Origin of the sequence: Sorangium sp. So ce887 (assembly GCF_051521455.1) — a bacterium.
Taxonomy (GTDB): domain Bacteria; phylum Myxococcota_A; class Polyangia; order Polyangiales; family Polyangiaceae; genus Sorangium.
On record NZ_CP150354.1, the window covers coordinates 6,263,634 to 6,289,743 of the forward strand.

At 73.4% G+C, this 26,110-nt stretch carries 18 protein-coding genes; 12 read left to right on the top strand and 6 right to left on the bottom strand.

What is annotated here, in order from left to right:
• Nucleotides 1–42 precede the first annotated feature (42 nt).
• The 6 genes from WMF36_RS23085 to WMF36_RS23110 all read left to right on the top strand — a co-directional run bounded on the left by WMF36_RS23085 (nucleotide 43) and on the right by WMF36_RS23110 (nucleotide 7,225).
• The gene (locus WMF36_RS23085) at nucleotides 43–1,458 is read left to right on the top strand and encodes a hypothetical protein (RefSeq protein ID WP_437581791.1); all 1,416 of its coding nucleotides are present in this window, start codon (nucleotides 43–45) and stop codon (nucleotides 1,456–1,458) included.
• A 167-nt stretch (nucleotides 1,459–1,625) separates the two neighbouring features.
• Nucleotides 1,626–2,501, top strand: a complete 876-nt coding sequence (locus WMF36_RS23090) for a formylglycine-generating enzyme family protein (RefSeq protein ID WP_437581792.1) — start codon at nucleotides 1,626–1,628, stop codon at nucleotides 2,499–2,501.
• A gap of 211 nt (nucleotides 2,502–2,712) precedes the next feature.
• Nucleotides 2,713–3,570, top strand: coding sequence for a 1-acyl-sn-glycerol-3-phosphate acyltransferase (locus tag WMF36_RS23095; protein ID WP_437581793.1), 858 nt, complete (start codon nucleotides 2,713–2,715; stop codon nucleotides 3,568–3,570).
• A 168-nt stretch (nucleotides 3,571–3,738) separates the two neighbouring features.
• Nucleotides 3,739–5,190, top strand: a complete 1,452-nt coding sequence (locus WMF36_RS23100) for a serine/threonine-protein kinase (RefSeq protein WP_437581794.1) — start codon at nucleotides 3,739–3,741, stop codon at nucleotides 5,188–5,190.
• Entirely contained in the window at nucleotides 5,187–6,215 is a 1,029-nt protein-coding gene (locus WMF36_RS23105; RefSeq protein WP_437581795.1) for a hypothetical protein, read from the top strand. The genes WMF36_RS23100 and WMF36_RS23105 overlap by 4 nt, the downstream gene beginning before the upstream one ends.
• A complete protein-coding gene (locus WMF36_RS23110) occupies nucleotides 6,215–7,225 on the top strand; it encodes a hypothetical protein (RefSeq protein ID WP_437581796.1) in 1,011 nt (336 codons plus the stop codon). Before WMF36_RS23105 ends, WMF36_RS23110 begins: the two co-directional genes overlap by 1 nt.
• Nucleotides 7,226–7,263: 38 nt before the next feature.
• Here the strand turns inward: WMF36_RS23110 and WMF36_RS23115 are convergent, their stop codons facing one another.
• The 5 genes from WMF36_RS23115 to WMF36_RS23135 all read right to left on the bottom strand — a co-directional run bounded on the left by WMF36_RS23115 (nucleotide 7,264) and on the right by WMF36_RS23135 (nucleotide 10,437).
• Nucleotides 7,264–8,073: a hypothetical protein gene (locus tag WMF36_RS23115; RefSeq protein ID WP_437581797.1), complete on the bottom strand. Its 810-nt coding sequence runs from the start codon at nucleotides 8,071–8,073 to the stop codon at nucleotides 7,264–7,266.
• A gap of 9 nt (nucleotides 8,074–8,082) precedes the next feature.
• Nucleotides 8,083–8,787: a DUF2914 domain-containing protein gene (locus WMF36_RS23120; RefSeq protein ID WP_437581798.1), complete on the bottom strand. Its 705-nt coding sequence runs from the start codon at nucleotides 8,785–8,787 to the stop codon at nucleotides 8,083–8,085.
• A gap of 288 nt (nucleotides 8,788–9,075) precedes the next feature.
• The gene (locus WMF36_RS23125) at nucleotides 9,076–9,270 is read right to left on the bottom strand and encodes a hypothetical protein (RefSeq protein WP_437581799.1); all 195 of its coding nucleotides are present in this window, start codon (nucleotides 9,268–9,270) and stop codon (nucleotides 9,076–9,078) included.
• A gap of 252 nt (nucleotides 9,271–9,522) precedes the next feature.
• On the bottom strand, nucleotides 9,523–9,756 hold the full coding sequence (locus WMF36_RS23130) for a hypothetical protein (RefSeq protein ID WP_437581800.1): 234 nt from the start codon (nucleotides 9,754–9,756) through the stop codon (nucleotides 9,523–9,525).
• Between the two features lie 81 nt (nucleotides 9,757–9,837).
• Complete coding sequence (locus tag WMF36_RS23135) at nucleotides 9,838–10,437, bottom strand: hypothetical protein (protein WP_437581801.1); 600 nt, start codon at nucleotides 10,435–10,437, stop codon at nucleotides 9,838–9,840.
• A gap of 100 nt (nucleotides 10,438–10,537) precedes the next feature.
• Between WMF36_RS23135 and WMF36_RS23140 the strand changes: the two genes are divergently transcribed.
• Nucleotides 10,538–11,791 carry a serine/threonine protein kinase gene (locus WMF36_RS23140; RefSeq protein WP_437581802.1) on the top strand — a complete coding sequence of 418 codons (1,254 nt, stop codon included), beginning with the start codon at nucleotides 10,538–10,540 and terminating at the stop codon, nucleotides 11,789–11,791.
• On the top strand, nucleotides 11,788–14,982 hold the full coding sequence (locus WMF36_RS23145) for a serine/threonine protein kinase (RefSeq protein ID WP_437581803.1): 3,195 nt from the start codon (nucleotides 11,788–11,790) through the stop codon (nucleotides 14,980–14,982). The genes WMF36_RS23140 and WMF36_RS23145 overlap by 4 nt, the downstream gene beginning before the upstream one ends.
• Before the next feature lie 159 nt (nucleotides 14,983–15,141).
• Here WMF36_RS23145 and WMF36_RS23150 read toward each other — a convergent pair whose 3' ends face one another.
• Nucleotides 15,142–15,948: a hypothetical protein gene (locus WMF36_RS23150; protein WP_437581804.1), complete on the bottom strand. Its 807-nt coding sequence runs from the start codon at nucleotides 15,946–15,948 to the stop codon at nucleotides 15,142–15,144.
• A 386-nt stretch (nucleotides 15,949–16,334) separates the two neighbouring features.
• On the opposite strand from WMF36_RS23150, the gene WMF36_RS23155 reads away from it, so the two are divergent.
• The 4 genes from WMF36_RS23155 to WMF36_RS23170 all read left to right on the top strand — a co-directional run bounded on the left by WMF36_RS23155 (nucleotide 16,335) and on the right by WMF36_RS23170 (nucleotide 26,067).
• Complete coding sequence (locus tag WMF36_RS23155; protein ID WP_437581805.1) at nucleotides 16,335–18,692, top strand: cyclic nucleotide-binding domain-containing protein; 2,358 nt, start codon at nucleotides 16,335–16,337, stop codon at nucleotides 18,690–18,692.
• Between the two features lie 295 nt (nucleotides 18,693–18,987).
• Nucleotides 18,988–21,921, top strand: a complete 2,934-nt coding sequence (locus tag WMF36_RS23160) for a vWA domain-containing protein (RefSeq protein WP_437581806.1) — start codon at nucleotides 18,988–18,990, stop codon at nucleotides 21,919–21,921.
• Nucleotides 21,903–23,630: a DUF4215 domain-containing protein gene (locus WMF36_RS23165; protein ID WP_437581807.1), complete on the top strand. Its 1,728-nt coding sequence runs from the start codon at nucleotides 21,903–21,905 to the stop codon at nucleotides 23,628–23,630. Before WMF36_RS23160 ends, WMF36_RS23165 begins: the two co-directional genes overlap by 19 nt.
• Nucleotides 23,614–26,067, top strand: a complete 2,454-nt coding sequence (locus WMF36_RS23170; RefSeq protein WP_437581808.1) for an NAD(P)-binding domain-containing protein — start codon at nucleotides 23,614–23,616, stop codon at nucleotides 26,065–26,067. The genes WMF36_RS23165 and WMF36_RS23170 overlap by 17 nt, the downstream gene beginning before the upstream one ends.
• Nucleotides 26,068–26,110 lie beyond the last annotated feature (43 nt).

Genomic DNA, 26,110 nt, shown 5'->3' on the forward strand with positions numbered 1-26,110 from the left:
GCTCGCGAGCACGCTGGAACGACGCTACAGGAATTCCACTTCGTGGTGCCCTCCTCTCGCCCCTCCCCTGACCCCGACGCGGTGGCCCCGCTCGCCGCGCCGCGTGCACCCGGCGACAGCGGCCCTGGCGACATCGGCGGCGCGCAGCGTCCCCCCGGCGACAGCGGCGGCGCGCCGCGCGGCAAGCGGCGCCGCCGCGCCGTGATCGCGGCGCTCGTCGTCGTCGCCGTCGTCGCGGCGGCCGTCGCCGCGCTCCTCGTGCTCGGTCCGCCCGCGCTGCGCCGGCACATCGTCGCCGAGGCCCGCGCGCGCGGCGTCGCGCTGGATCCGGGCGCGATCGACGTCGGCCTCCACGCGGTCCGCCTGCGCGACGCGCGCTTCTCGCTGCTCGGGGTGCGCGGCCTCTCGGGCACGGTGGCGCGCACCACGATCGCGCTGCGCGAGCTCTCGCCCGCGGGGATCACGGCGGACGGGGTCGAGCTCACCCTCGTGGGGGTCGACGCCCTGGAGGGCCTGCCAGCCTGGGTCGCGCAGCACGGCCCGCGCGCGTCGGCGTTGCCGCTCACCACGGGCCGCGTCCGCCTCGGTCTACGGGATCGCGATGGGGGGCCGGAGGTGCTCGCGCTGACGGATGCCTCCCTCCTGCGGCGCGCGGCCGGCTCGGTCCAGGGCGCCGCAGCGCCGCCGCCGGGCACGCCGCGGCCGGAGGTCGGCGTCCTGAAGCAGGCGCGCGTGCTGGTCGCCGGCAAGGAGGTGGCGCGCACCGACATCGCCTGGTCGATCGGCGCGGCCGCCATCTCCCTGGGCTTCGGCGGCGAGGACGTCCCCTCCGCGCCGCTCCGGGCCGAGCTCCGGCCGCTGCCCTCGCCGAGCGCCTCGATCGAGCTCGCGCCGACGCCGCTCTCCGCCCTGGGCGCGCTCCTTGGCGTGGACGTCGGCGCCTCGACGATGGTCGTCTCCGGCACGCTGGAGCTGCGGCTCGCGGCCGGGGCGGACCGGACGGCCCTGTCCGAGGCGCCGCTCGAGGGCCCGATCGCGCTCACGGTGAAGGGCTTCACCCTGCCCCACCCCAGGGAGCTCGACGGGCTCCTCTTCGGCGACACCACCACCGTCAAGGCGGACGCACACATCTCGGGCGACCGCCGGCGCATCGCGATGAGCGGGGTGGAGGTCGCCGCCGGGGCGCTGAAGCTCAAAGGCACGGGGACGATCCAGCGCGAAGGCACGGACGCCTCGATCGGGATGGATCTGTCTGGATCCATCCCGTGCTCTCTGCTGGCCGGCTCTGCCGCGATGTCGCACCTGACCGGCGCCGTGGGTCTGCTCGCGCGCGACCTGGCGAGCCGCGCGCTCGCGGGCTCGGTGGCGGTCCAGGTTCACGTCGACGCGCGCGCGAGCCGGTTGACCGCCGCGCGCGTCACCCCGATCGCGATCCTCCGCTGCAAGATCCGCCTCTAGCGCAGCGCTCTGCGGCGTCTGGCACGGCGGCACAGCGAACTGAAGGAGGAAGACGGAGGACGAAGGTCGGTATCGAGGACGATTTGACGCAACGGATCACGGCGGAGAGCCGCGCGCGCTCGACGAGAGAGCGCCGCTCTGCCACCCTGGTCGATGAGGAGCCCGCAATGCGCCCTGGAGCTCTCGCCGTTCGGATCGCCTCGCTTCTCGGGCTCGTATCCCTCTTCAGCGCTTCCTGCACCGGCGGCCTCGGCTCCGGCAAGGACGACGCCTCGGGCGGCGGGGGGGCAGCTGCGACGTCGTCGTCCTCGTCAACCTCCGTGACGCTCGCCGGCAGCGGCGGCGCTGGAGGAGGCGGCGGCGCTGGAGGAGGCGGCGGCGCCGGGGAGGGCGGCGCCGGAGAAGGCGGCGCGGGGGGAGGCAGCGGCGGAATCGACGAACAGGACTTACCGCTCGACACGCTGCCCGAAGGCCCGTGCCCGCTCGACATGGTGGAGGTCGAGGGATACTGCATCGATCGCTTCGAGGCGCCGAACATCGAAGGCGCGCTGCCGCTCGTGATGGAGAGCGCCGTCTCGGCGCACGCGTGGTGCGAGGAGCGCGGCAAGCGGCTCTGCAACGAGGACGAGTGGGACACGGCGTGCCAGGGCCCCGAGGCGTTCGTCTATCCGTACGGAAACACCCACGAAGCCGAGCGCTGCAACGACAACAAGACATGGATTGCGCCGGACGAGCGGGCGCTCAACACCTGGCCTTCCGACGAGGCGCTCGCCGAGGTCCAGGCGCTCTACCAGGCCGCGCCGAGCGGCTCGCGGCCGGGATGCGTGAGCGCGTTCGGCGTCTACGACATGACAGGGAACGTCGAGGAGTGGGTGGTGCGCACCCGATACCACGTCAACGAGTATCCTCATGTCCTCAAGGGCTGTTACTGGTCCGGCTGCTTCGGCGGCGCGAAGCCGCGGTGCAGCTCCACGAACCCGGCGCACGCGGACGCGTTCCGATTCTACGAGACCAGCTTCCGGTGCTGCCGCGACGTCCAGTGACCCGCCCGGCGGCGCCGCTCCGGCCCGCGCCGCCGCGCCGCGCCTCGTCGCGCCGCCGCGCCGCGGGGGACCGGCGCGGGCAGCGACGGCGCGCCGGTAGCCCGGCGGCAGGCGCCCTGGACGAACCGCTTCCCCTCGGTCGCGCCGCAGGCTAGGGCACCGGGGCACGGTGCTGATCCTGTCAAAAGAGCCCCGCCCCAGCCTCGACCTCGTGAGGGATGCAATCGCCGCGTTCTCGGCCAAGGGCCGCGAGCGCGCGCGCCCGGACGACCTCGACGCGCGCGACCCGGCGTTCATCGCCCGCGTGCTCCCGCTGCTCGGCTTCCTCTACGACGACTACTTCCGCTGCGAGACCGAGCTCGAAGAGGAGCTGCCCGACGGCCCCTTCCTCGCCGTCAGCAACCACAACGCGATGACGGGAATGCCGGACATGTACTGCCACATGACGGCGTTCTGGCGCCTTTATGGGCCCTCGCGCCTGTCCTACGGGCTGATGCACGACCTCCCGTTCAACGTCCCGAAGGCCGGCGCCTGGCTCAACGCCTGCGGGGCCATCGCCGCGAGCCCGGAGAACGCGCGGCGGGCGCTCGCCCGGGGCGCGGCGGTGCTGGTCTTCCCCGGCGGCGATCTCGACGCCTGCAAGCCCACGTCGGCGCAGTACACGATCCGCTTCGGCCGGCGCCGCGGCTTCGTCCGGCTCGCCATCCGCGAGGGCGTGCCGATCGTGCCGATCGTGAGCGTGGGCGCGCACCAATCGCTCTACATCGCCACGGATGGCCGCAGGGTGGCCGAGTGGCTCCGCCTCCCCCAGCTCGCGCGCTCGAACGTCGCGCCGCTCGGCCTCGCGCTGCCGTGGGGGCTCATCGTCGGCATCCCGATCCCCCATGTGCCCCTGCCGGTGAAGATCCACACACGCGTGCTCCGCCCGCTGCACCTCGGCCTCCCGAGAGAGGCCGCGAACGACCCGGACGAGGTGGAGCGCGCGTTCGCGCAGGTCGTCGCGCGGATGCAGGCCGGTCTGGACGAGCTCCGAACGGCCGGCAGGCACGGCCTCTTCCCGCGCGGTTGACAGGTGAGCCGCAGAAGGATGGCAGCGCGGTGGCTCCCCGAGAGCGCCCATGACGCCGGCGGGCAGCGCTCCTGCCGCGCCGAAACCTGCCGGCGCGTGACAAAGGGGGCTCGGGCTCGCGCGGCTCTCGGAAAACCGAATCCGTTCATGTAGGCTTGAGCGCCAGCCGTGACCCCCGACCGCACCGCGCAGCTCCTCGCACCGCTGGCCCAGCCCGGAGAGCTCATCGCGGCCAAATACCGCGTCGAGCGGGTCGTGGCCATCGGCGGAATGGGCGTCGTGCTCGCGGCGCGCAACGAGGATCTCGACCAGCAGGTCGCCATCAAGATCCTGCGCCAGGACGCGCTCACGAACCAGGAAGCCGTCGCGCGCTTCCTGCGAGAGGCGCGCACGGCGGCCCGCCTGCAAGGCGAGCACGTCGCGCGCGTGTTCGACGTCGGCACCACGGAGAGCGGCGTGCCCTTCATGGTGATGGAGTTCCTGAGCGGCCTCGATCTCCAGCAGGTCATCGACACCCACGGCCCGCTGCCCATCCAGGACGCTGTCGACTACGTATTGCAGGCGCTGGAGGCGGTGGCCGAGGCGCACGCGGCCGGCGTCGTGCACCGGGACATCAAGCCATCGAATCTGTTCCTCGCCGAGCACACGGACGGGACACGGCACATCAAGGTCCTCGATTTCGGCATCTCGAAGGGACAAGGGCTCGACTCGCCCGCGGAGCCGGGGCTCACGTCGACGAAGCAGGTGATGGGCTCGCCCGGGTACATGTCGCCCGAGCAGATGATGGCCCCGAGGACCGTCGACGGGCGCGCCGACGTGTGGTCGTTCGGTGTGCTGCTCTACACGCTGGTGACGGGCGAGCAGCCGTTCCAGGGCGAGACGGTCGCCGCGGTGATGGCGAACATCCTGCACCAGCCGGTGCCGCGGCTGCGCGACAAGCGCAGCGACGCGCCCGCCATGCTGGAGCGGATCGTCGCGCGCTGCCTGGAGCGCGACGTGAGCGCTCGCTACGCCAACGTCGGCAAGCTCGCGCAGGCGCTCGATCCGCTCGGATCGAGCTTCGCGAAGCTCTCGACCTCGCGCATCCAGAGCGCGATCGGCGCGGCGTCGCCGGCCGGACAGTCGCTGCTCAACTCGAGGGCGGCCGAGGACAGCGACCGGCTGTCCGGTGCCTCGTGGACGCACACGGGCTTCCGCCGCCGATCGCGGCGCAAGCTGCTCGTGGCCGCCGGCGTGGGCGCGCTGCTCGCCTGCGTGGCCGGCGCGGGCGTGTGGCTGGTCGGGAGCACGCGCATGGCGCCTCAGGCGCCGAGCGCCGCCGCGGCGGGCGAGCCCGAGCGCCCCGGCAGCGGCGCGCTCGGCCCCGGCTCGCCCGCCGCGGCGCCCAACTCCGGCGCGCCGGCTGCAGCGCCGAGCGCGCCGGCCGCGGAGCCCGGCGCCACGACCGCCGCGGCGAGCGCGGCGCCGTCGGTCGCTGCGCCGGGCGCGGCCTCCGCGAGCGGCGCAGCGACCGGCGCGCGCCCGATGGCGACCGCCTCCGGCGCGCCGATCAAGCCAGGCACCCTGCCGCGACCACCGCGGTCGACCAGCGAGGACGATATGCTGAGGAGCCGCCATTGAGATCGTTTCGAGCACGACACGCGGGCGCCTGGCTCGCGCTGCTCTCCGGGATGAGCCTGACCTCGCCGCTCTGGGCCCAGCCGACGGCGGCGGACAAGGCGCTCGCCGAGGGGTTGTTCCAGGACGGGAAGAAGCTCATGGACGAGGACAAGCTCCAGGAGGCGTGCCCCAAGCTCGCCGAGAGCCAGCGCGTGGATCCCACGGTCGGGACGCTGCTGAACCTGGCGGTCTGCCACGAGAAGGAGGGCAAGACGGCCAGCGCGTGGGCCGAGTTCAAGGAGGCGTCCGCGCTCGCGGCGAGCGCCGGGCAGCAGGACCGCTCGCAGTTCGCGGCCAAGCGCGCGTCCGAGCTGGAAGCCCGCCTGACGCGCCTCGTCCTGGAGGTCGCGCAGGCGGCGCCGGGGATGGCGATCACGCTGAACGGCAAGGAGCTGAGCGCCACCGCGGCCACCGGCACGGGCATCCCCGTGGATCCGGGCACGGCGACGATCGAGGCCAGGGCGCCGGGCAAGCAGCCGTGGTCGCAACAGGTGACGCTCGATCCCGGTCCCAGCACGCCGCGGGTGGTCATCCCGCCGCTCGCGGACGCCGCCGCGCAGGCGCAGGCGAAGGCCGCGCCCGCTGCCCTGCCGGCGCCGGTCGTCCGGCCGGAGGCTGCGAAGCCCGGTGCGACCGGCAGCCCGCTGCGCGCGCTCGGCTTCGTCGCCGGCGGCGTCGGGCTCGCCGGGATCGGCGTGGGCGCGGTGTTCGGGATCATGGCGATCCAGGAAGCCGGGGACGTCGAGGTGGGCTGCAGCGGCAACTTCCGCTGCAGCCGCGCGGACGTCGAGGCCAACGAGAGCGCCCGGTCGACCGCGATGGTGTCGAACATCGCGGCCGGCGCTGGTCTTGTGTGCCTCGGCGCCGGCGTCGCGATGGTGCTGATGTCGCGGTCGCCGGAGAAGCCCGTCGCGAGCGAGCGCGTCTGGCTCTCGCCGAGCGTCGCATCGGACGGGGGGCGCGTGACGCTTGGAGGCCAGTGGTGATGCGAAGGTCGAGGAGCTCTGCCGTACTGCTCGCGCTCGCGCCGGGCCTCCAGGGGTGCGCGGAGATCGCGGGGATCGAGGATCGCGAGGTGATCCCGCTGATCGTGATCGCCAGCAGCCAGGGGGCGCCTCAGGGCATCGCGCTCGACGAGGAGGCGATCTACTGGACCAACGCGAGCGACGACCGGAGCCAGGGCGGCGCGCTCCGGAAGCAGATCAAGGATGACCGGGAGGTCGTCGACCTGCTCGCGCCTTCCAGCGAGGCGCCCGGGGTCATTGCCCTGGACACGACGCACATCTACTGGTCGAGCACCGACCAGGCGTTCACCGGCGAATGCGAGGGCGGCACGGCGGAGCGGGACAAGCTGTGGAAGCTGCCGAAGACAGCGCAGTTTCCGGCGGCTGGTGGGGAGCTGCTGTGGGGCGTCTGCGGCGACGTGACGGAGATCGCGCTCAGCGCCGACAACATCTACGGCGCTCGCCCCAGCGGCGACCGCATCAGCTGGATCCCCAAGGGTGGCGGCACCCGGAAGGATCTGACGGAGGGCGGCGCGCCCGTCGGGGTCGCGACCGACGGCGCCGTCGTTTACTGGACCAATCGCGCCGACAACACGCTTTGGGTCAACAACACGAGCGACAGCGCCGACGCGGAGCAGCTCCTCACGGGCCCCGCGGAGCCGGGCCTGCTCGTGCTGGACGAAGCCCACCTGTACTGGCTCATCCAAACCAACGTGTTGCGGTATCCGCGGAGCCCATCGGATGGCGACGCCCCGGTGCCCCTCCTCGAAGGCCTGTCGAGCCCTCCCACCGGGATCGCCGCGCACGGGGACCATCTCTACGTCACCGTCAGGGCGGCGGGGAGCGTCTACCGGATTCGCAAGGACAAGGCCGCCGATGCGGAGATCATCGCGACGGGTCAGGGGGGCCCGACGGGCATCGCCGCGGACGGGACAGGCGTCTACTGGACGAACACCGACTCCGGACAGATCGTCAGGTTCAACGACGAGTGATCGCGGCCGCCGCGCGCGGGCCGCTCGGTGTCCCGGGATCAATCGATCTGCAGATGGTAGTGAGGCGGCCGCGACTCCTCGAGCGCGAGCACGCCCCCGACCTCGTCGACCCCATCGAGAAACGCGCGCTTCTCGGCCTGCGTCATGTCCCGGTTCCGGATGTCGACCGCGCCCTCCCTGAGGTGCGCCGAGATGAACACGCCGCGGTCGATCTGGGCGCGGATCACCCGCTCGAGGGCCGCGATCACGGCCTCGGAGGGCTGCTCGGCCGAGAGCTCCTCCTCGTAGGTGCCCTTGATCTCGCGCGCCGCCGACTTGTCCTTGTAGAGGCCGAGAACATCGGCGCCGTGCCGGAAGAGATCGTGCATCGCCTCGGCCTGCCGCGCGGGATCTCGCGTGCCGCTCGTGACCACGAGCTCCTTTCCGGTCCGCCGATGATAGGCGCAGGCGATCTCCGCGACCTTCTGTTCCACGGCGGGCGCCAGATCGACGCCGGGCAGGACCACGTAGCGGCGCTCCTCGTCGGCCTCCGCCGACGTCGCGCCCCGCGACCGAACGAGCGCGGGCGGATCGGCGTCGGCCGGCTCGACGTCGGAGGGATCGTCCTCGGTGCTCTCCGGGACCTGCAGCGACAGCACCCTGGCCGCGGGTCCATCGGGCACCCAGAAGTCGAGCTCCACCTGCTCGCCGAGAGCACGGGCGAGCGCGAGCGAGCGCCGCGGCCCGGCGGCGTCGGGTTCCCGGGCGACGCGGGAGACGCAGCCTCCCGCAGCGAGCGCGAGGACGAGAACGGCGGCGCGACGGGCGCGCCGGAGCAAGGCGGGGTGCGAGCGCAACAAGCGAGCCACGGGCGCCTCCTACGTCGTGATCGTGAACGAGGCGCGCGCGAGCTCCTTGCCCGCCGCGTCGCTGACCGTCACCGACCAGAGCCCCGCCGCGCGCGCCTTCCGCGTGGCCGCCCAGGTGCGAAAGCGCCGCTGCGCGCCGACCGCCAGGGGGATGCGCAGCGGTGCGCTCCCGTCGGGCGGCGTGAAGACGACGCGGATCTCCGAGACGGCCAGGTCCTTGTTCGAGAGCTCGACGAAGGCGTAGAGGCGGTCGATCTCCGCGCTCGCGAACGAGGTCGCCGGCTCGACCGGCTCCCGGCCGGAGATGCCCTTGGAGACGACGAGCCGCGTCACCTGGAGCTCGGGCGCCGCGGGCGCGCCCTCGTCAGCACCGCCGCCTTGCGCCGGTCGCCCCGCGTCCTCCGCGGCGCGCCCCTCGAGGGCCGACCCCGACCTGCGGCGCCGCTCCCGCGCCGGGCCACGGGCCGCACGCGCCGCGCCGAGGCGATCTGCGTCGCTCTGGCCTTCCTCCACGGCAGCGCCGTCGACCGACCGCGCCGCGCCGTCCTGCGCCGCTGCGCTCGCTTGCCCCTCTGCCCCGCCGCCCGGCCGCCCCTGGGCCGCGCGGCTCAGCGCGGGAGCCTCTTCCCGGGCGATCCGCGCGATCGCCTCGCTCGGATCGCTGCAACCGAGCGCCGCCCCGCCGAAGGCGGCGACGGCGAGCGCCAGGACCATGGTTTTCCGCGTCGTTCCCCGGGTGTTCACACCGACGAGGTGCCACGATTCAGCGGAGCGGGCGAAAAAACGGCAACCCAGCCACCGGAGGGCCCGCCGCCTGCGCTGGGCTCACGAAGCGCCGCGAGCGCTGAGCGGATGCGGGGTTCGGCACGAAGCGCCGGGAAAACGAAACCAGCTACGCAGGGCAAAAGGCCCCGTCAGGGACGAATAACGCAACGCGTCACGACGCGTTGGTGTGCGCTCCCCTGGGACCGCTGGAACGGAAGGCGCTCCGGGCGCCGAGCGTCAGCGCTTCGGACGGGGCCAGCGCCTGCCGTTCGCCAACTCACTCTCTTGTGTGGGACCAAAGCTCGCGATCGCGCTGTCTTCGATCATCAGGATGAGCAGGCCTCCGCTCGCGCCTCGTGCCGTCGTCGCCCGGGATCCCTGGCTTGTCTCCCGTGGCGACTGGTCCGAGCTTTCCGCTGAGATCTGCTTCATCTCCAACTCCTTCAACACTTCAGTCTGGCTGTTCACGCCCCGGCTGGCTGGCCAACCTGTACTTCCGTGCACCGTGTCTGGGGCGAAAAACTGACCTGGGCGCGAGAGCGCCAAGAGTCGCAGAATAGTCACGACTTCGAGCGAAAATCATCAGGAAAGAAACTCGCCCGATGACTTCTGTCCGGTACGCTTTCTACCTGCGCACCTTGGCACCTTGGCGCTTATTCGCCGTGACGCAAGCGCACAAGCGCCTCAGCGGCGGCCGAAGCCGGACAGCTGGCGGGTTGCGGCCACCACCTCGTCGCAGTCGATGCAGCGCATGAGCCCGTCGACCAGCTCCATGCTGCCCAGGCTGCCGCACTCCGGACAGCGGTTGGCGAGCTGGTGCTTGCTCTCATCGCAAAGCCGGTTCTGCTCCGCCTCGGCCTCCGCCTCGACGCGGAAGATCTCGGCCGGCGAGCGGACATCGCGCTTTCGGTCATCCATGGCGCGCAACGTATCACGCGCGCCGCGCGCCCCGCGAGCGCCGCGCGGGGATGCGCGCGGCCGCGCGAGCGCCGCGGCCGCCTACCGCAGCGACTCGAGCAGGCTCCGGAACGCCGAGCGCGCCGACTGCACCGTCTCGTCCGGGCCGACCATCCTGAAGAACCAGTTGCCGCGATCGGGCGTCCTCACCGCTGCGCCGAGGAGCCGGTAGCCGTCCTTCACCATCTCCACGGGCGAGCGCCTGCGGGCGCCCGCCTGAGGCCCGAGCGGGATCTTGTAGGTGCCGACCACCTCGACCAGCTCGATCCGCATGCCGCGAACCTCGAACGAGTCGCGCCTCGCCTTCGCACCGATGTCGCCGTCGAACTGCGCGAACCACTCCCTGAAATTCGCCTCGACGTCCCCTTGGCTCCCCATGCCGAACGAGAGGACCTGCACCTCGACGTCGTCCTTGTCGTCCGCCGCCCTCGGCACCTTGTAGAGGGCCTTGCGCGGGCCGGCGCGCGGCGCCTCGAGCGCCGCCCAGCTCCCCGGGACGTCCCACGCGAGCGGCGCGACGGCCGGCGCGCCGGAGACGGCCGGCGGCGGCTCCGGCTCCGGCTCCGCCGCGGTCCGCGAGCAGGCCGAGCCCGCGAGCGCCAGGATCGCGGCTCGGGCGAGCGACGCCCGACGTGGGTGCATGGAGGCCAGTTCTACCACCGGACACGAAATCGGGTGTAAGCCATTGGCACCGCTCGCACGTAGATAGAGACGCCCCGGCCGGGGAGAGGAGACGGCGCGCATGGACCAGATCGGCGAGTACCTCGTTCGACGCCTCGTCGGCGAGGGGGGGATGGGCAAGGTGTACGAGGGCGAAGAGCGCCTGTCGCGCCGGCGCGTCGCGCTGAAGGTGCTCCGCCCGGAGCTCGCCCGGAGCGAGCAGGGGCGGCGGCTCTTCCTGAACGAGATGCAGATCCTCGCGCACCTCGAGCACCCGAATATCGTCCGGAGCCTCGCCAGCATCGAGGCCTCCGGCGAGCTCGTGATGGTGCTCGAGTACCTGGACGGCCAGACGCTGCGGTCCCTCCTCGGCGCCGCCGGCCGCCTCCCCTGGCCGGAAGCGGTGCGGATCACGGCCAGCGTGGCCAGCGCCCTCGCGGCGGCCCACGGACAGAAGCCGCCCGTGATCCACCGCGATCTCAAGCCCGAGAACATCATGGTGCAGAAGGACGGCAGCGTGAAGGTGATGGACTTCGGCATCGCCAAGGTCGTCGAGGCGATGAACCAGACCAACACGCAGAGCGTCGGGACCCTGCAGTACATGAGCCCGGAGCAGATCGACGCGCGCTCCATCGATCACCGGTCGGATCTCTACTGCCTCGGGCTCATCCTGTACGAGGCGCTCTCCGGGCTCCCGCCGTTCCAGTCGGCCTCGCCGCGGGAGCTGCTCAACCTGCAGTGCACGGCAGAGCCCCCGCCGCTCGGTGACGACGTGCGGAACGGGCTTCCCCGCGGCATCGAGCAGCTGCTCTTCCAGCTGCTCGAGAAGGCGCCCGAGGACCGTCCGTACCTCGCGCAGGACGTCGTGGATCGGCTGGAACCGTTCCAGACCGCCGCGATCGCGCCGCGCGGCACGGCGAGCGGCGAGCGCGCGGCCGGCAGCCACGACCGCGCGAGCACGCCGCACCGCGCCGGCGACCACGACCGCACCAGCGCGCCGCACCGCGCCGGCGACCACGACCGCGCCAGCGCGCCGCACCGCGCCGGCGACCAGGACCGCGCCAGCGCGCCGCACCGCGCCGGCGACCAGGACCGCGCCAGCGCGGCGGGAGCAGCGCGCGTCACCGGCGGAGCGGGCGCGCCGCGCGCCGACACGATCGCGCTCGTCGAGCAGATCGACCGGAAGCGCGACGTCCCGGCCGGGCTCGCGATCGCCATCATCGTGGCGCTGTCGGGGCTCGCGGGCCTCGGGACCTGCGCGATGCGCTCGACGAGCGGCGCGCCGGAGCCGCCCTCCAGCGCCGCGACGCCGGCCCCGCCGGTGGGGGCGCGGTGAGGAGAGCGTCGCCGGAGCAGGCGGGCTACGCGGAAGGCGCGCCCCTCCCGGCCGTCGGCTGCGCAACGCGCTCACGCTGCGGCGCGGCCGAGGAGCTGTGGCGGCTCGGCGAGGCGGACCGGGGCGGCCCGGCAGGGCCCGAGCGCGAGGCCGTCGCGGCGCGTCTCCTGGAGCTCGGCAGCGCAGGGATCGGCGGCTTCATCGACGGCGGCATCGCCGCGCCGGCCGAGGGCGCGGCCGCCGCCGCGAGCCCGGTCGGCGCGCGCGTCTGGCTCGTGCGGAGGCTCGCGGGCACCCCCCTCGCGGATCGGATGCGCGCGCGGCGCGGGCCCTTCCCGTTCCAGGAGGCGCTCCGGCTCGCCCTCCCGATCGCCCGCGCGCTCGCCGCCTGCGAGCGGGCCAGCCTGTTCCCCGGGCCGCTCTCGCCCGACGCGCTCCTCGTGGACGACGCAGGCCAGGTGACGCTGCCCGCGAGCGCGCTCGTCGCGGCGCTCGTCGGGGCGTCGGTGAGCGGCGGCGGCTCGGCGCCCCGCGCCGAGGGAGCGCGGGTGTCCTCGGAGATCCCGCCGCTCTGGACGCCGCCCGCGCAGGCCGACGGCGCGGTCTGGGACAGCGCCGCGAACCGGTACGCGCTCGGGCTCGTGCTCTACCGCCTGCTCGCAGGCGAGCACCCGTTCGCGGGCGCAGGCCTGCGGCACGCGCTCGGCGAGGCCGCTCGCCGCGAGCCCCCGCCGTTCGTCGAGAGCGTCGCGACGTCGCTGCCCGCGGGCCTGCAGGGCCACGTCTTGCGGCTGCTCCATCCGGACCCTGCGCAGCGGCCGCCGCGCGCCGAGGCGATCGCGGACGCGCTGAGCGGGTTCCTCGAGGGGGACCCGCCGGAGCGGCCGGCGCAGGTCGCCCGGACCTCCCGCCGCGCCGGCGCGGCGGCCCAGGCGAGCGCCGGCGCGGCGCCGCGCGCGCCGCGAAGCGAGCCGCACACCCGCCGCCCGCCGCCCGGGCCCGCCGGCGCCGCGGCGCGGCTGTGGCGGCTCGCGCCGCTCGGCGCCGGCGCGCTGGTCGCGTCGGCCGCGCTCGCGCTCTCGCGGGCCGTGCCCGGGCCGGCGGCGCCGCAGGCGGTCTCCGTGGCGCCGGTCGTGCCGCTCGCGCAGGCGCAGACGGCCGCGGAGGACTGCGCGGCGTGCCACGGCCGCCAGGCCGCGGAGTGGCGCCGCTCGGTGATGGCGCACGCGGTGAAGAGCCCGCTCTTCAACGCGCTGGAGAGCCTCATCGAGGAGCAGGTCGGGCGCGACGCCGACTGCCCGAACGGCGCGGGCATCCTGCGCAAGGCCGATCCCGCGCGCGCCTGCCGCGACAGGCGCAGCGGCGTCGTTGTGACCGGCTCGGGCGGCGAGCACTGGTGCGTGAACTGCCACAGCCCGGCGGAGAACCTCGACGCCGCCATGCCCACGTGGGACGGCCGCGCCGGCGGCGATCCCCGCACGCGCCTCCCCGTGCGCGACCTGCTCACGCGCCGCGGCATGGAGGGGATCTCCTGCGGCTTCTGCCATCAGGTGCACGGCCCTGTCGGCCCGCGCGGGCGCCCCGGGTACCAGGGCAACGCGACGTGGACGTCCTTCGTGACCGGCGCCGTCTTCGCGGCGCGCCCCGAGGACACGCGCGGCCTGTTCGGGATCGCGAACAGCGGCTACGACCTCCGCCCCGAGGAGCTGCTGCTCCCCGGCGGCCCGGGCGCCGACCGGCGCGCCGGGACGTCGCCGGCGAGGCCGGCGGGCGCCGATGACCCCGTCATGCACGGCCGCCCGTCGGCGAGCGCCAGGGCGTACCTGCGCTCGAGCGAGTTCTGCGGGGCCTGTCACGACGTGCGCCTCTTCGGCAGCGACAGCCTCGCGGCGGCGCGGGGCGAGCACTTCAAGCGGCTGCGCAACGCCTACACCGAGTGGGCGGAGTGGGCGAGGTCCGAGGAGCGCGCCGGCCGCACCGCGGCGAGCTGCCAGGACTGCCACATGAGCACCTACCCGGGCGTCTGCGAAGCGCTCCCGGCGGGCGCCGCGCCGGCGGCGGCGCCGGATCCCGGGTGCCCGCCCGGCACGCGCTTCGCCCCGCGGCCGCCGGGGGCGCGGCCGCGGGGCCGGATCGCGGATCACTCCACCGCTCCGGCGGACGTCGTGACCCACTACTTCTCTGGCGTGGATGTGCCGCTGTCGGACGAGTTCCCGGAGGCGCTCATCGATGAGCCGTCGCTCGATGTGCACGGCATCCCCGCCAGCGCTCGCCGCCGCCGCGATCTGCTGCTCCGCCGCACGTTCCGCTTCGAGCTCGGCGCCGCGCGACGCGCCGGCGCGGCCGGGGGTCGCCTCGAGATCCCGATCGAGATCGAGAACACCGGCGCGGGGCACAAGGTGCCGGCCGGCTTCAGCCAGGAGCGCGAGATCTGGGTTCACCTCGTGGTCAGGGACCGAAATCGGCGGGTGATCTACGAGGTCGGCCGGGTCGACCGCGCAGAGGAGGACCTGAGAGACAAGGTGTTCACCCGGGTGACCACCCATCCAGACGCGAACAACCCCTTCGGGCCGGCGGGCGCTCAAGGGGGGTTGTTCGGGGCAGACGTGCGCGACGGGCCGGATGTCCCCCTCTGGGACCCACCTCCGCGGCTCGGCGGCACCTCGTTCCGTGGGCGAGGGCTCATCAACTTCCAGAACGGGTTTCTGCGCTGCGTCCGCTGCATCGGTGTCGTGGCCGCGGACGGCAGCTGCCGGCCCGGGCCCGGCCAGGGGCTGCACCACGCCGACCGGTACGCGGACGGCGACTACGATCCCGACACCGGCGCGTGCGGCTCGAACCTCACGGGACCCAACGCCTTTCTGGAGATCTATTTCCCCGTCGGGGCGCTGGACGCGAGCCGCGGCGTCGTCAGGGGGCCGGACGCGATCATCGATACGCGCTCCGTGCCGCCCGGCGTGCCGATCCGGTACACGTACGAGCTCCCGGCCGGCGCCCTTCGCGGCCCGCTCCGGGCCGAGGCGAGGCTGCTCTTCCGAGCGTTTCCCCCGTTCCTGATCCGCGCCTTCGCCGGGTACGAGCGGGAGCAGGCGCGGCGCGGCCTCAGGCCATCCGGCCCGCTGGTCGCCGAGTCGATGCTCGCGCGCCTCGAGATCGTCGAGCTCGCGCGGGCCGAGATCGAGATCCCCTGAGCCGAGATCCCCGCGATGGAGCAACCGGCGAGGCAGGCCGCTCGGCGAACGGGCGAACAAAAAGGGGCGAGCCCCTACCCCGGCCCGCGGGGTAAGGGCTTCGCTGGTCGGGAGCTGAAGGGCTCAGCTCACCGTGATCGTGAAGAGCGTCCCCGGCGATCACGGAGGGGGCGGGGGATCCTCGGTCGAGGCCGCGTCGGGCAGCTTGAACAGCCTGCCGACCCGGTAGGGCCGCGTCATGGGGGAGTAGTAGCTCGTCGTCGACGACGTGACGCTCCACGTGTAGCCGAGCAGATAGCCCGTGATCGAGTCGGCGTACAGGCGCATGGTGGCCGTCCCGGCCCCCGCCTCCATGTTGCCACCGGTGCACGGCCCGTCCCACCGGCTGTCCGCGTACTCGTGGTCCTCAGCGAGGCACCCGTGCGACGAGGAGGTCGAGTCCACGATCGGCACGGCGTACTGCTTCGTACCCGAGTAACGCGGCAGGATCTGCGGGAAAATCTCCTTGACCGGGCCCGCGATGATCACCGTGTGACCGGCGTAGGTGGAGGTGGCGCCGATGGCGAGGACATCGCCCCTCTGGATGTCGAGCGCCCTGTTGACGCGGCGGAAGGACGTCTCGTCATCTGGAGATGGCGGGGGCGCGCCGGTCGCCGGGCTCATGTTGATCCAGTCGAAGAGGTTATCGGACGTAAGGCCATACGCGCCCCAGATTTTGCGAATATCGCTCTCCGCGTACCCCTTCGACTTCTGCAGCGACATAATGAAGAAGCACGCGCCCTTGGTCCTGCCGGACCAGGCCGGCACCTCGGCGGTCACTCCATCGACGCTCAGGACCTGCGGCTCCTCCCAGGTCATGAAGCACTGCTCGCCCGTGCCGGCGAACTCATTGCTGGCCGAGCTGTCGATGAAATCGAGGGCCCAGTCCACGTGGTCCTTGGCGCTCGCGGACGCCGAACCCAGCATGATGAAAGACGCGGCAGCCAGGGATGCAACAGCCAAACTCGTCGTGCGCCTGCTCATACTTCTACCTCGTTGGTTTGAATGACCTTGCATGTGCACTCTGGAACAGATGCTAGTCATTTCATGTCGAACCATCAAACGAACCCTGGCGCCGAAGATGCCGAGTCTAGCAGGATGGATATTCACTATGATCGGCTTAGGTGTCAAGGCTTTTTCGGGGCGCTCATCCTTTTCTTGCAGTCCTTCGAGTGCTCGCGAACGCTCGCGAACGCTCCAACGTGAAGTAAGACCATGTCGTCCCTTACGACAGCTGATGCGCGATGGTATGAAGCGAGTGGCGCGCCGGGCGCCGCGTTTCCGGCTGTGCTCGGCGGACGGGAGCCCTGCTGATGCCCTCATCGGACCACAGTGACGTCGATGCGCGCGGCGCGGCGCGCGAGCGCCCCGACGCCTGGCCGCCGGGCGTGTTCAACGCCCCCTTGCTGCGAGGCCTCGACGAGCGCGCCCGGCGCGAGATCGCCGAGGCAGGTAGGCTCCGCTCCCCCTCGACCGACGAGGTCGTCTATCGCGCCGGCGACGCGGGCGATGCGTTCTTCGTCGTCGCTTCCGGGCGCATCGCCCTGCGCGCGACACGCCGCGGAGACGATCGCGATACCGAGGTGCGCACCGCCGCTGTAGGCGATGTCCTCGGGGAGGAGGCGGTCGTGGGGATGTCGCGCAGGACCACCGCGGTCGCGCTCGCGCCCAGCGTGCTCGCGGAGATTCCAGTCCACCTGTTCCGCCGCGCGGCCGGCCGCTCCGGCAAGGCCGAGGTCGCCGAGAAGCTCGAGCGCGGCCTGCGGAGGAGCGCCACGCGCGACCTCCTCAGCACCCTTGCCTTCACGCGCGATCTCGATCCAGAGGACATCGAGATTCTCCTTGACGCGGTGAGTCATCGTCGCTTCGAGCGCGGTCAGGCCATCTATCGTGCCGGGGATCCCGCGACCGAGCTGTGGCTCCTCGCCGACGGGATGGTGCAAATTCAAACCGAGGACGGAGATCGGATCCATGTGCGCGCGTACCTCACCCGGGGCGATTTCTTCGGAGACGTGGAGCTCGACGAGGGTCGCTGCCGGACGGCGAGCGCCGTGGCCAGCGGCGCCGCGGCGCTCCTGTCGGTACCGTCGAAGACGTTCGCCGGGCTCGCGCGGAGGCACCCTGATCTGATCCCGCGACTCCGGCGCATCACCGGCGAGCAGCACGCCGCCCAGGAGGCGATCGTCGCCGGGCAGGCGCGCAACGACACGGCGCATGTCTTCCGGGACCTCTATCGCCTCCAGGTCGCGCGGTCCCTCCTGGTCATCGACCTCGAGACGTGCGCGCGCTGCGGGCACTGCGCGTGGTCCTGCGCCGACGTGCACGGGGTCTCGCGGCTCGTCCGCCGCGGCGACAAGGTGCACGCGCGGGTGGACGACATCGCGCCGGGCCCGCCGCAGGAGGCGCCGCGGAGCCTGCTCCTGCCGAACTCCTGCCAGCACTGCGAGAGCCCCGCCTGCATGATCGAGTGCCCGACCGGCGCCATCGGCAAGGACACGGGGGGCGAGGTGTTCATCCGCGACGCGCTCTGCACCGGCTGCGGCGCCTGCGCCAAGGCGTGCCCCTGGGAGAACATCGCGATCGCGCCCCGCCCCACCGCCGCGCCGCGCCCGGGCGGCGCGGGCTTTCCGGACCTCGCCGTCAAGTGCGATCTGTGCCGCGAGCACGACGGCCCCGCGTGCGTGAAGGCCTGCCCCACAGGGTCGATCTTCCGCGTGAACCCGGCGGAGGAGATCGCCGACGTGCGCGACCTGCTTGGCGGGGCGCGGCGCGAGCAGGAGCGCTCCGCAGGGCAGCGGGGCGACGCGGCGCTCCTCGCCGGGAGCGCGATCGCGGCGGCAGGGCTCGGCGCGGCGGGGCTGTCGGCGCACGCCCACGGCGGGGCGCGGCCGGGCGAGGGCGCCGCGCTCTGGGCGGGCGTCGCCGCAGCCGTGGGGATCGCGCTGCTGCTCTTGTACGCCGTCCCGAAGCGCGCGGGGCGGCGGCTGTGGATGCGGCCCAGGCGGCGCGGCGGCGCAGCCGACGAGGCGGGGGACGCCGCGCCCATCCGGAGCCGACTGCGCCCGCAGCTGTCCGGGCACCTCGCGATCGGCCTCGTCACGGCCGGCCTCGCGCTCGCGCACGCGCCGTGGCCGCGGTCCGGCCGCCCGACGCTCGGCGCGGCGCTGCACCTCGCCTTCTGGGCGACCGCGGCGGCCGGCGCCTTCACGGCGCTCGCGTACCGGCTCGCGCCGCGGCGCCTCGCCCGGATCGAGCGCACCGCCGCGCTCCCCGAGGACTTCGCCGCGGCCCGCCGCGAGCTCCTCGACCGCTTCTACCGCGAGGTGAGCGGGCGCAGCGATCTGGTCAAGAAGATCGTCGAGAAGGTCCTCGTACCCTACCTGAAGAGCCCCCTCGGCCCGCTCGCGCTCCTCGCCTCGGGGCGCGGGCTGCGCGAGGAGGAGCGCGCGCTGCGCGCCCGCATCGACGCCGTCCTCGAAGGGCGCGGCGCAGAGCGCCTGGCCGGCCTGGCGGAGCTCATCCGGATCGCCGTGGAGCTGCGCGCGCTCCCGGCCCAGCGCGCGCTCCTCGGCGCGCTCCGCGGCGGGCTGCCGGCGCACATCATCACGTTCGGCGTCGCCGCCGCGCTGCTCGTGCTCCACGCGATCACGGCGGCGAGCGCACCCCGATGAGCGCGCGGCGGACCGGGAGCGCGCGCACGCCGCCCCACACGCCCTCAGGCGCCGCGCGCGGCCCGCGACGCGCGCCGCGGTCGGCCGACAGCGCCTCTGACGCGCTATGCAATCGTTGCGAGGCACGGCATTTCTTTGTGCCTTGCGTGCGGCGCCGCGCGCGGCGACGTCCGCACCTCCGCGCAGCGGCCGCCTTTTTTGCGGCAGGCAGCGCGCGGGCGAGAGGCCTGGACTTTGCCTTCAACGCCCAGGTACAATTTTCCCGACACCACCCCAGTGGAAGGTAGAAAAGCTGATGGCTGGTCCCTCGACCAAGTGGATGGGAGCGCTCTTCGGATCAGGCTCCGCCGAGGCGTGGGCGCCGAGAGCGCTGCTGCTGGTCACGCTGCTCACGGCGTCGGCGGTGATCGCCGGGGCGTGCAGCGGAGACGACAGCGGCCCCCCGGGGCCGCAGGACGGGACGGGCGGGCCCGACGCGGGGACGGGCACGGGTGACCCGTGCGTCGACGGCGAAGAGGCGGAGTGTCACATCACCGTCGGTGAGCACGAGGGCGTGCTGACATGCATGGACGGGATCCGCAGGTGCGAGGAAGGGCGCTACGGCACCTGCGAAGGGACGATGACGATGCTGAGGTCGCCGCTCGGGCCTTCGCCCCGCGGGAGCGGCGAGAGCGGGTATCCGCGCCCGCTCGCCAACTCGGAGGCTTCCGACGCGGGTCTCTGCGCGACCAACCCGTGCGACCCGTCGTGCCAGTCGTTCGAGGAGGTGCCGGACGGGGGGCCCATCGATCTCTCGGGGGTCGGCACCACGTACACGTGGTCGGTCGGGGACATCAACGAGCTGCCCGAGGACGTCGCGCGGGAAGGCACGCACCAGCCCTGCACGACCAGCGAGGACTGCCAGTTCGACCAGTACTGCGAGCACCCCGCGCAGGGCGCGTGCGCCCACAATCCGTGCGAGACGGGCCTCTCGCTCCTGTCGACCTGCAGCGGCTGCGTCGCGAAGGTCTGCGAGGCGAACCCGAACTGCTGCACCCAGACGACCATCCCGGCCGACTGCGGGCATGACGCCTGCGAGGATGCCCCCGGCGTCGCGACCCACATGACCGCGACGTGCGGCGACCCGTGCATCGCCAACATCTGCGCGGCCGACCCGCTCTGCTGCGACTTCAGGTGCACGATGACCACGCAGTGCACGGCCGTCTTCGGAATGAACTTCACCTGCCCTACGGTGCTGCCCGGCACCCCGCGACGTTGCCTCCCGCTCAGCGGCGTGTGCCCGCCGGGAAGCGTCCTTTCCAACGGCAGGTGCGCGGGGACCTGGAGCTCCGAGTGCGTCGATCTCGTGGCTACCGAGTGCCCTGGGAAGACGTGCACCCCACCGACCCAGGTCTGGGACGCCACGTGCGTCGACCTTGTCGAGCAGCTGTGCGGCTCCACCTGCAGCACCGATCCAGACCAGCAACGGGGCCTCTGCAAGGCCTACCTGCCGAACCAGACGAACCCCGCATGCACCGGCGTGGATCTCACGGTCGGCGTGCCCTGCGGCGGGACGATCCCGGTCTGCAACCGCGGCAACACGCCGGCCCCCGCGGGCATCGCGATTCACCGCTACGCCGCGGGCGCGGGCCAGCTCCCCTCCTCGGCCCCGAGCCAGGTCCTGGACTCGTGCAGCCCGAGCGGCGGCACCCTCGCCTGCACGACCACGCAGCCGATCGCCCCGGGCGAGTGCATCAGCGTGGCCGGCTGCACAGGCGTCGCCGACGGCATGGAGCTCATCGTCAACCCGCCGGGCCCAGGGCAGATCGCCGAGTGCGAGTGCGCCAACAACGGGAGCATCTATCAATCGGCCATGTGCGAGTCGCCGGGCTGCATCGCCACGGCCAGCATCTCGCTGATCAGGCCGGTGACCATGTTCGTGTCGCTCGATCGATCCGGCTCGATGTGGGCGACCACGCCGGACCCCTTGGCGCGCAACAGTCGATGGATCCCGGCGACCAACGCCCTCAAGGAGTTCTTCAAAGATCCGGCGTCGGCGGGGCTCGGCGTCGCGTTCCGGTTCTGGCCGCTCGACAACCCCGGCGCTTGCAACGACAGCCCCAACTGCCAGCCCGCCGGCGGCGGCGGCTGTGCGCTGCCGCTCGTCCCGTTCAACGGCGCCGCAGCCGACAGGTTGACCGAGCAATCCGCGTTGATGGGCGATCAGCAAGAGATCAGGCTCCTGCAGGCGTTCGTCGACTTCCCGATGCCCTCCGGCGATACGCCGATGTACCCGGCGCTCGACGGCGCCACGGCCTGGGCGATCAACTATAAGACCGCCCACCCCGAGGAGGAGGTCGCTGTCGTGTTCGTGACCGACGGCATCCCGTCGCACTGCGAAACCGTCCCGAACCGCATCGCGAACCTGGCGGGAAACGCCTTCGAGAACCACGGCGTCCGCGTGCACGCGGTGGGCTTCGGCAACTCGAACGCGGAGATCATCAACCTCATCGCCGCTCGCGGCGGCGGACAGGCGTACAATCTCACCGCAGGCACGGCGCTGCAGGGCAGCCTCCTCAACGCGCTCGTCTCGATCCGCGGAGAGGCGCTCCCGTGCGACGTGACGGTCCCCCTCGCCGGTGTCTCGGATCCCGCCTCGGTGTCCGTCGTCCACGTGGACGGCGCCGGCACCGAGACCACCCTCACGCCCCGGCCCGCCGGGCTGGGCAGTTGCGGCAGCGGCTGGTACTTCGCCGACGCGACGAACACGAGCGTCAAGCTCTGCCCGCAGACGTGCTCCGATCTCCGCGACAGCCCGGGGAAGGTCCGCGCGACCGTCCCGTGCGTGACCACGAGCCTCACACCGATCACCACGAGCTGGGAGCGCTACCACGGCGTCTGCCCGCCGGGGACCAAGACCCAGTGGGGGTATCTCAGGTACAGGACGGCGACGCCGGGCGACTCGAGCGTCGAGTTCTTCGTGCGATCGGCCGACGATCCCGACGATCTCAGCGGGGCGACGGTGCGGCTCGCCGCCACCGCGCAAGCGGCGCCGACCGACACGCGGATCTGCGATGAGAGCTCGGCGCCGCCGTGCGCGGTCGATCTGTTCGACGTGCTGGAAGAGCTCCCGGACGCCCGGACCGAGTACCTCGAGGTCCAGATGAGGCTCAATCCGACGAGCACGGGCGGAGGCGGTGTTCAGGTGCAAGACTGGGAGATCACGTATTCATGTCCGGATTCCGAGTGAGCCGCGGCATCACGGTCTTCGCGCTGCTCTCCGCCGCGGCGATCGCCGCGGCGGCGTGCGGCGGAGACGACGACAACCGGCCGAGGCCGTCTCCCACCGGCGGAACGGGGGCCGCCGGCGGTGAGGGCGGCGGCGGGGGCGGCGACGAGGGCGGCGGCGGCGCCGCGCCCGCCGCCTGCGGCGACGGCGCCGCCGAGCTGGACGAGGCGTGCGACGGGCCCGATGTCAGGAACGCCACGTGCCAGAGCTTCGGCTTCGAGAGCGGCCAGCTCGGGTGCAGCGCCGAGTGCACCGTCGACACGTCGGGCTGCGCGGGCGTCGAGGGGTGCCAGGACGGCCGCGACAACGACGGCGACGGCAGCGCCGACTGCAGCGATCCGGAGTGCGAGGCGGCCTGCGCGGACCTGTGCGCCGCCCCGGTGGCGCTGGCGGATCCCGCGTTCGTCACCGGCGACATCAGCGGCCACGCGGCCGTCGAGGGCGGGTGCACGGCGGGGTTGCCGGGCGTCGCCTACACGTTCACGGCGACCACCACCGGGTTCCTCGACGTGGTGTTGACCCCGGGGACCGACGCCGCGCTCCTGGCCGTGCTGCGCGGCGCCTGCGACGACGCCGCGACGGAGCTCCATTGCGGCGGCGTCAGCGCCGGCGCGGGCATCGAGAACCGGCTCACCGTCCCCGTCCGCGAGGGCGACGCGTTCTATGTGGTCGTCGCGGGCGCGGCGGACGAGGGCCAGACCGGCGCGTTCGAGCTCGGCGTGAGGAGCCGCGAGACGGTCTGCGGCGACCGCATCCAGGATCCAGCCGAGGAGTGCGACAACCTCGTCGGTCAGCCGGACGACGGGTGCACCGACGACTGCCGGCTCGAGGTGACCGAGACCGAGCCGAACAACGCCATCGCCTCGGCCAACCCCCACGCGGTCCCGTTCTTCGCCTCCATCGATCCGCCGGATGACGTGGACGTCGTGCACGTCACCGTGCCGAGCGGCCCCACGGTGCTCATCGCGGAGACCTCCGACGTTACGAGCTCCGACTGCCTCAACGGCCGGCTCGACACCGCGATCGAAATCCTGGACGAGAGCGGCGCGCTGCTCGTGCGACGCGAGTTCGGGGGCGTCGGCCACTGCGCTCTCGCCGTCGCACCGGCGCTCCCGGCGGGCGACTACTACGTCCGCGTCACGGCGAACGTCGGCGCCGAGCAGCGGGCTCCCTACCGGCTCCTCGTGACGCTCGTCCCCGAGGTCTGCGGGGACGGGGACGCGACCGACGGTGAGCAATGCGACGACGGCAACACGACGGCCGGCGACGGGTGCAGCGCCGCCTGCCGCTTCGAGCTCGACGAGACGGAGCCCAACAACACGCCGGCGCAGGCCGACGCCCACGCCGCCCCGTGGCTCGCGGAGATCTCTCCGGCAGGCGACGTCGACGTGGTCGCCGTGAGCGTGCCCGGGCCGAGCTCGACCCTGATCGCGACCGTCAGCGACAACGGCACCGAGGCCTGCATGACCGGGCGGCTCGACAGCTACATCGAGATCCTGGGCGACGACGGGGCCGCGGTGCTCGCATCGGACGAGGACTCGGGGCTCGGCTATTGCTCCTCCGCGTCGGTCACCGACCTGGCCGAGGGCACCTACCATGTGAGGGTCAGGGCCGCAGAGCTCGTCCCCGACGCGACCTTCTTCTATCGACTGAATGTCACGATCCTCTAGCCCGAGCGGCCGGGGGAGCGGGACGGAGGCGCCGTCCGGCGGCGCCTCCGGGGAGGCGGCGCGCTCGCCCGACCCATCGAGGACGCTCTACCGCGCCGACCTGTCGGATCCGCGCCAGCGCGCCGCCCAGCCGCGGGAGGTCGTCCGCGGACGCGCCGCGCGCCGCGCCGAGTCGACCTCCGACGTCACCCGCTTCCGCGGCGTGCTGCCGGCCACGCTGGCCGGCGCCGTCGCGACCGGCGCGGCGGCGCTGCTCTTCCCGCCGCCGGGGGGGCACGCGGCGCCGGGGCCGCTCTCGCTCCCCCACGCGCGCGCGCAGCTCGCGTGCGCGTCGTGCCATATCGAGCAGGCGCCCGCCGCCCCGCGCAAAGCCGCCGCGCCGCACGAAACCGCCACGGGCGCGCGCCTGGACCAGGCCTGCACGGGGTGCCACGGCGACCACGGGTCCACCCGCAGGAGCCACGCGCAGCTGCTCGCGAGCGGCGCGCTGGGCTGCGCCACATGCCACCCGATCCACCGCGGAGACCAGGGCGTCGTGTTCGACCCCACGAGTCCGCCGGTGCGCTTCGCGCCGGGCGCCGAGGTGGAGCTCCCGCCAACGGCCTTCCGCCCGAGCCAGCCGGCCACCGTCGCGATCGTCACCGCCGGGAGCTGCACGCCGTGCCACGACCTCGCCGCGCCGCGCGACCCGATCGCGCGCTGCCTCGTGGCGGCGCAGGCGCCGCTCGGCGACGCCCGGCCGATCACCTGCTTCGACGAGCACCGCCCCGCCCTCCCCGAGGACGCCGCCATCGTCCGCGCCGACCGCGGCAGCAGCAGCGGCCGCCGCGGCAGTAGCAGCGGCGTGTGCAGCGGCCAGCACACCGAGGACCGCGCCCTCGCGTGGGACGCGGCGCGCGACGCCGCCGCGGCCTTGCCGGTCGTGACGGGCGCGGTGCCCCACGGGAGCGCGCCCCACGGGAACGCTCCCCCCGGCAGCGCGCTGCCCCCCGGCCGCGCCCTGCTCTGGATGGGCGCCGGCCTCGCCGCCGCCGGCCTCGCGTTCGCGGGCGCCCGCGGCGCCCACGCGCGGCGCGCGCGGCGGCCTTCGCGCGACGCCGAGGCGGCCGAGGCGGCCGAGGCGATGCTGCGCCCCGCGGCGCGCGTGCGCCTGCCCCGCATCGACACGACCACCTGCCTCGGCTGCTACGCGTGCGTCGACGCGTGCCCGTACGACGTGCTCGCCATCGAGCGGTACGTCGCCGTCGTGGCCCGCCCCGAGGCGTGCTGCGGCCTCACCCTGTGCGAGCAGCGCTGCCCCAACGGGTCGCTCACCATCGAGGGCGGCGCGCCCATCGCCGATCGCCCGCGCCTCGGCGACGACCTCGGGAGCCTCGACGTGCCGGGCCTGTACCTCGCCGGCGACGTCACCGGCCTCCCCCTCATCAAGAACGCCATCCACCAGGGCGCGCACGCGGCGACGCGCGTCGCGGAGGACCTGCGGCAGGCCGGCCCGCGCGGCCCCGGGCTCGATCTGATCATCGTCGGCGCCGGGCCCGCCGGGATCAGCGCCGCGCTGCGCGCCAAGGAGCTCGGCCTCTCGTTCGAGGTGATCGAGCAGGGCAGCGTGGCGCAGAGCATCCAGAGCTTCCCGCGCGGCAAGCTGGTCTTCGATCAGCCGCTCGACCTGCCCATGACCGGGAAGCTGTGGCTGAAGGAGTCGACAAAGGAGGAGCTCCTCTCCCACTGGCTCCGCATCGTGCGCAAGGAGCGGCTCCCCATCCTGCAAGATACCCGGATGGTGTCGGTCGCGCGCCTCGGTTCAGGCGACACGCGCGATACCGCGCGCGCCGCCGGCGAGGCCCCGCCAGGCTTCGTCGTCGTCACCGAGCCGCGCGACGGCGGGCCGCGCACCGAGCGCCGGGCGCGACGCGTGCTGCTCGCCCTCGGCCAGCGCGGCTCGCCGCGCCGCCTTCCGTGCGAGCTGTCCGCCGAGGTGGAGGGACGCGTGTACTACCACCTCGCCGATGCGCGGAGCCTCGCCGGCAGCCGGGTGCTGATCGTCGGGCTCGGCGACGTCGCCATGGAGGCCGCCATCGCGCTGTCCCGCCAGCCGGCCACCGAGGTCACCGTCGTCTACCGCGGCGGCGGGTTCCGGCGCGGGAAGACGCGAAATATAGAGGAGATACGACGACTTGCAGCCGCGTCCCGCCTCTCGCTCCGGTTCGAGACCGACGTCGCCGCGCTCGCCCGAGATCCGCGCGGCGCGCTCGTGGCGACCCTCGCCTCGCCGTCGGGGGCGCTGGCGCACCCCTGCGACGCCGTGCTCGTCCTCATCGGGAGCATCCCGCCCTGGAGCGCCCTCCGCGCCGCCGGGATCCGGCCGACCGTGGAGCCGTCAGATCGTTCCGGGCCCGACGACGTAGAAGGGCTCACGCCTGCGGTCCCTCCGCCGTGAGCCCGGCGTAAGGGCGTAAGGTCGAGGGACGCAGGCAGTTCTC

What these genes read in the sequence shown, in the direction of transcription:
- WMF36_RS23090 (WP_437581792.1), top strand. Translation starts at nt 1,626, where the DNA reads ATGCGCCCTGGAGCTCTCGCCGTTCGGATCGCCTCGCTTCTCGGGCTC.
- WMF36_RS23110 (WP_437581796.1), top strand. Translation starts at nt 6,215, where the DNA reads ATGCGAAGGTCGAGGAGCTCTGCCGTACTGCTCGCGCTCGCGCCGGGC.
- WMF36_RS23120 (WP_437581798.1), bottom strand. Translation starts at nt 8,787, where the DNA reads ATGGTCCTGGCGCTCGCCGTCGCCGCCTTCGGCGGGGCGGCGCTCGGT.
- WMF36_RS23125 (WP_437581799.1), bottom strand. Translation starts at nt 9,270, where the DNA reads ATGAAGCAGATCTCAGCGGAAAGCTCGGACCAGTCGCCACGGGAGACA.
- WMF36_RS23130 (WP_437581800.1), bottom strand. Translation starts at nt 9,756, where the DNA reads ATGGATGACCGAAAGCGCGATGTCCGCTCGCCGGCCGAGATCTTCCGC.
- WMF36_RS23135 (WP_437581801.1), bottom strand. Translation starts at nt 10,437, where the DNA reads ATGCACCCACGTCGGGCGTCGCTCGCCCGAGCCGCGATCCTGGCGCTC.
- WMF36_RS23140 (WP_437581802.1), top strand. Translation starts at nt 10,538, where the DNA reads ATGGACCAGATCGGCGAGTACCTCGTTCGACGCCTCGTCGGCGAGGGG.
- WMF36_RS23150 (WP_437581804.1), bottom strand. Translation starts at nt 15,948, where the DNA reads ATGCTGGGTTCGGCGTCCGCGAGCGCCAAGGACCACGTGGACTGGGCC.
- WMF36_RS23155 (WP_437581805.1), top strand. Translation starts at nt 16,335, where the DNA reads ATGCCCTCATCGGACCACAGTGACGTCGATGCGCGCGGCGCGGCGCGC.
- WMF36_RS23160 (WP_437581806.1), top strand. Translation starts at nt 18,988, where the DNA reads ATGGCTGGTCCCTCGACCAAGTGGATGGGAGCGCTCTTCGGATCAGGC.
- WMF36_RS23165 (WP_437581807.1), top strand. Translation starts at nt 21,903, where the DNA reads ATGTCCGGATTCCGAGTGAGCCGCGGCATCACGGTCTTCGCGCTGCTC.
- WMF36_RS23170 (WP_437581808.1), top strand. Translation starts at nt 23,614, where the DNA reads ATGTCACGATCCTCTAGCCCGAGCGGCCGGGGGAGCGGGACGGAGGCG.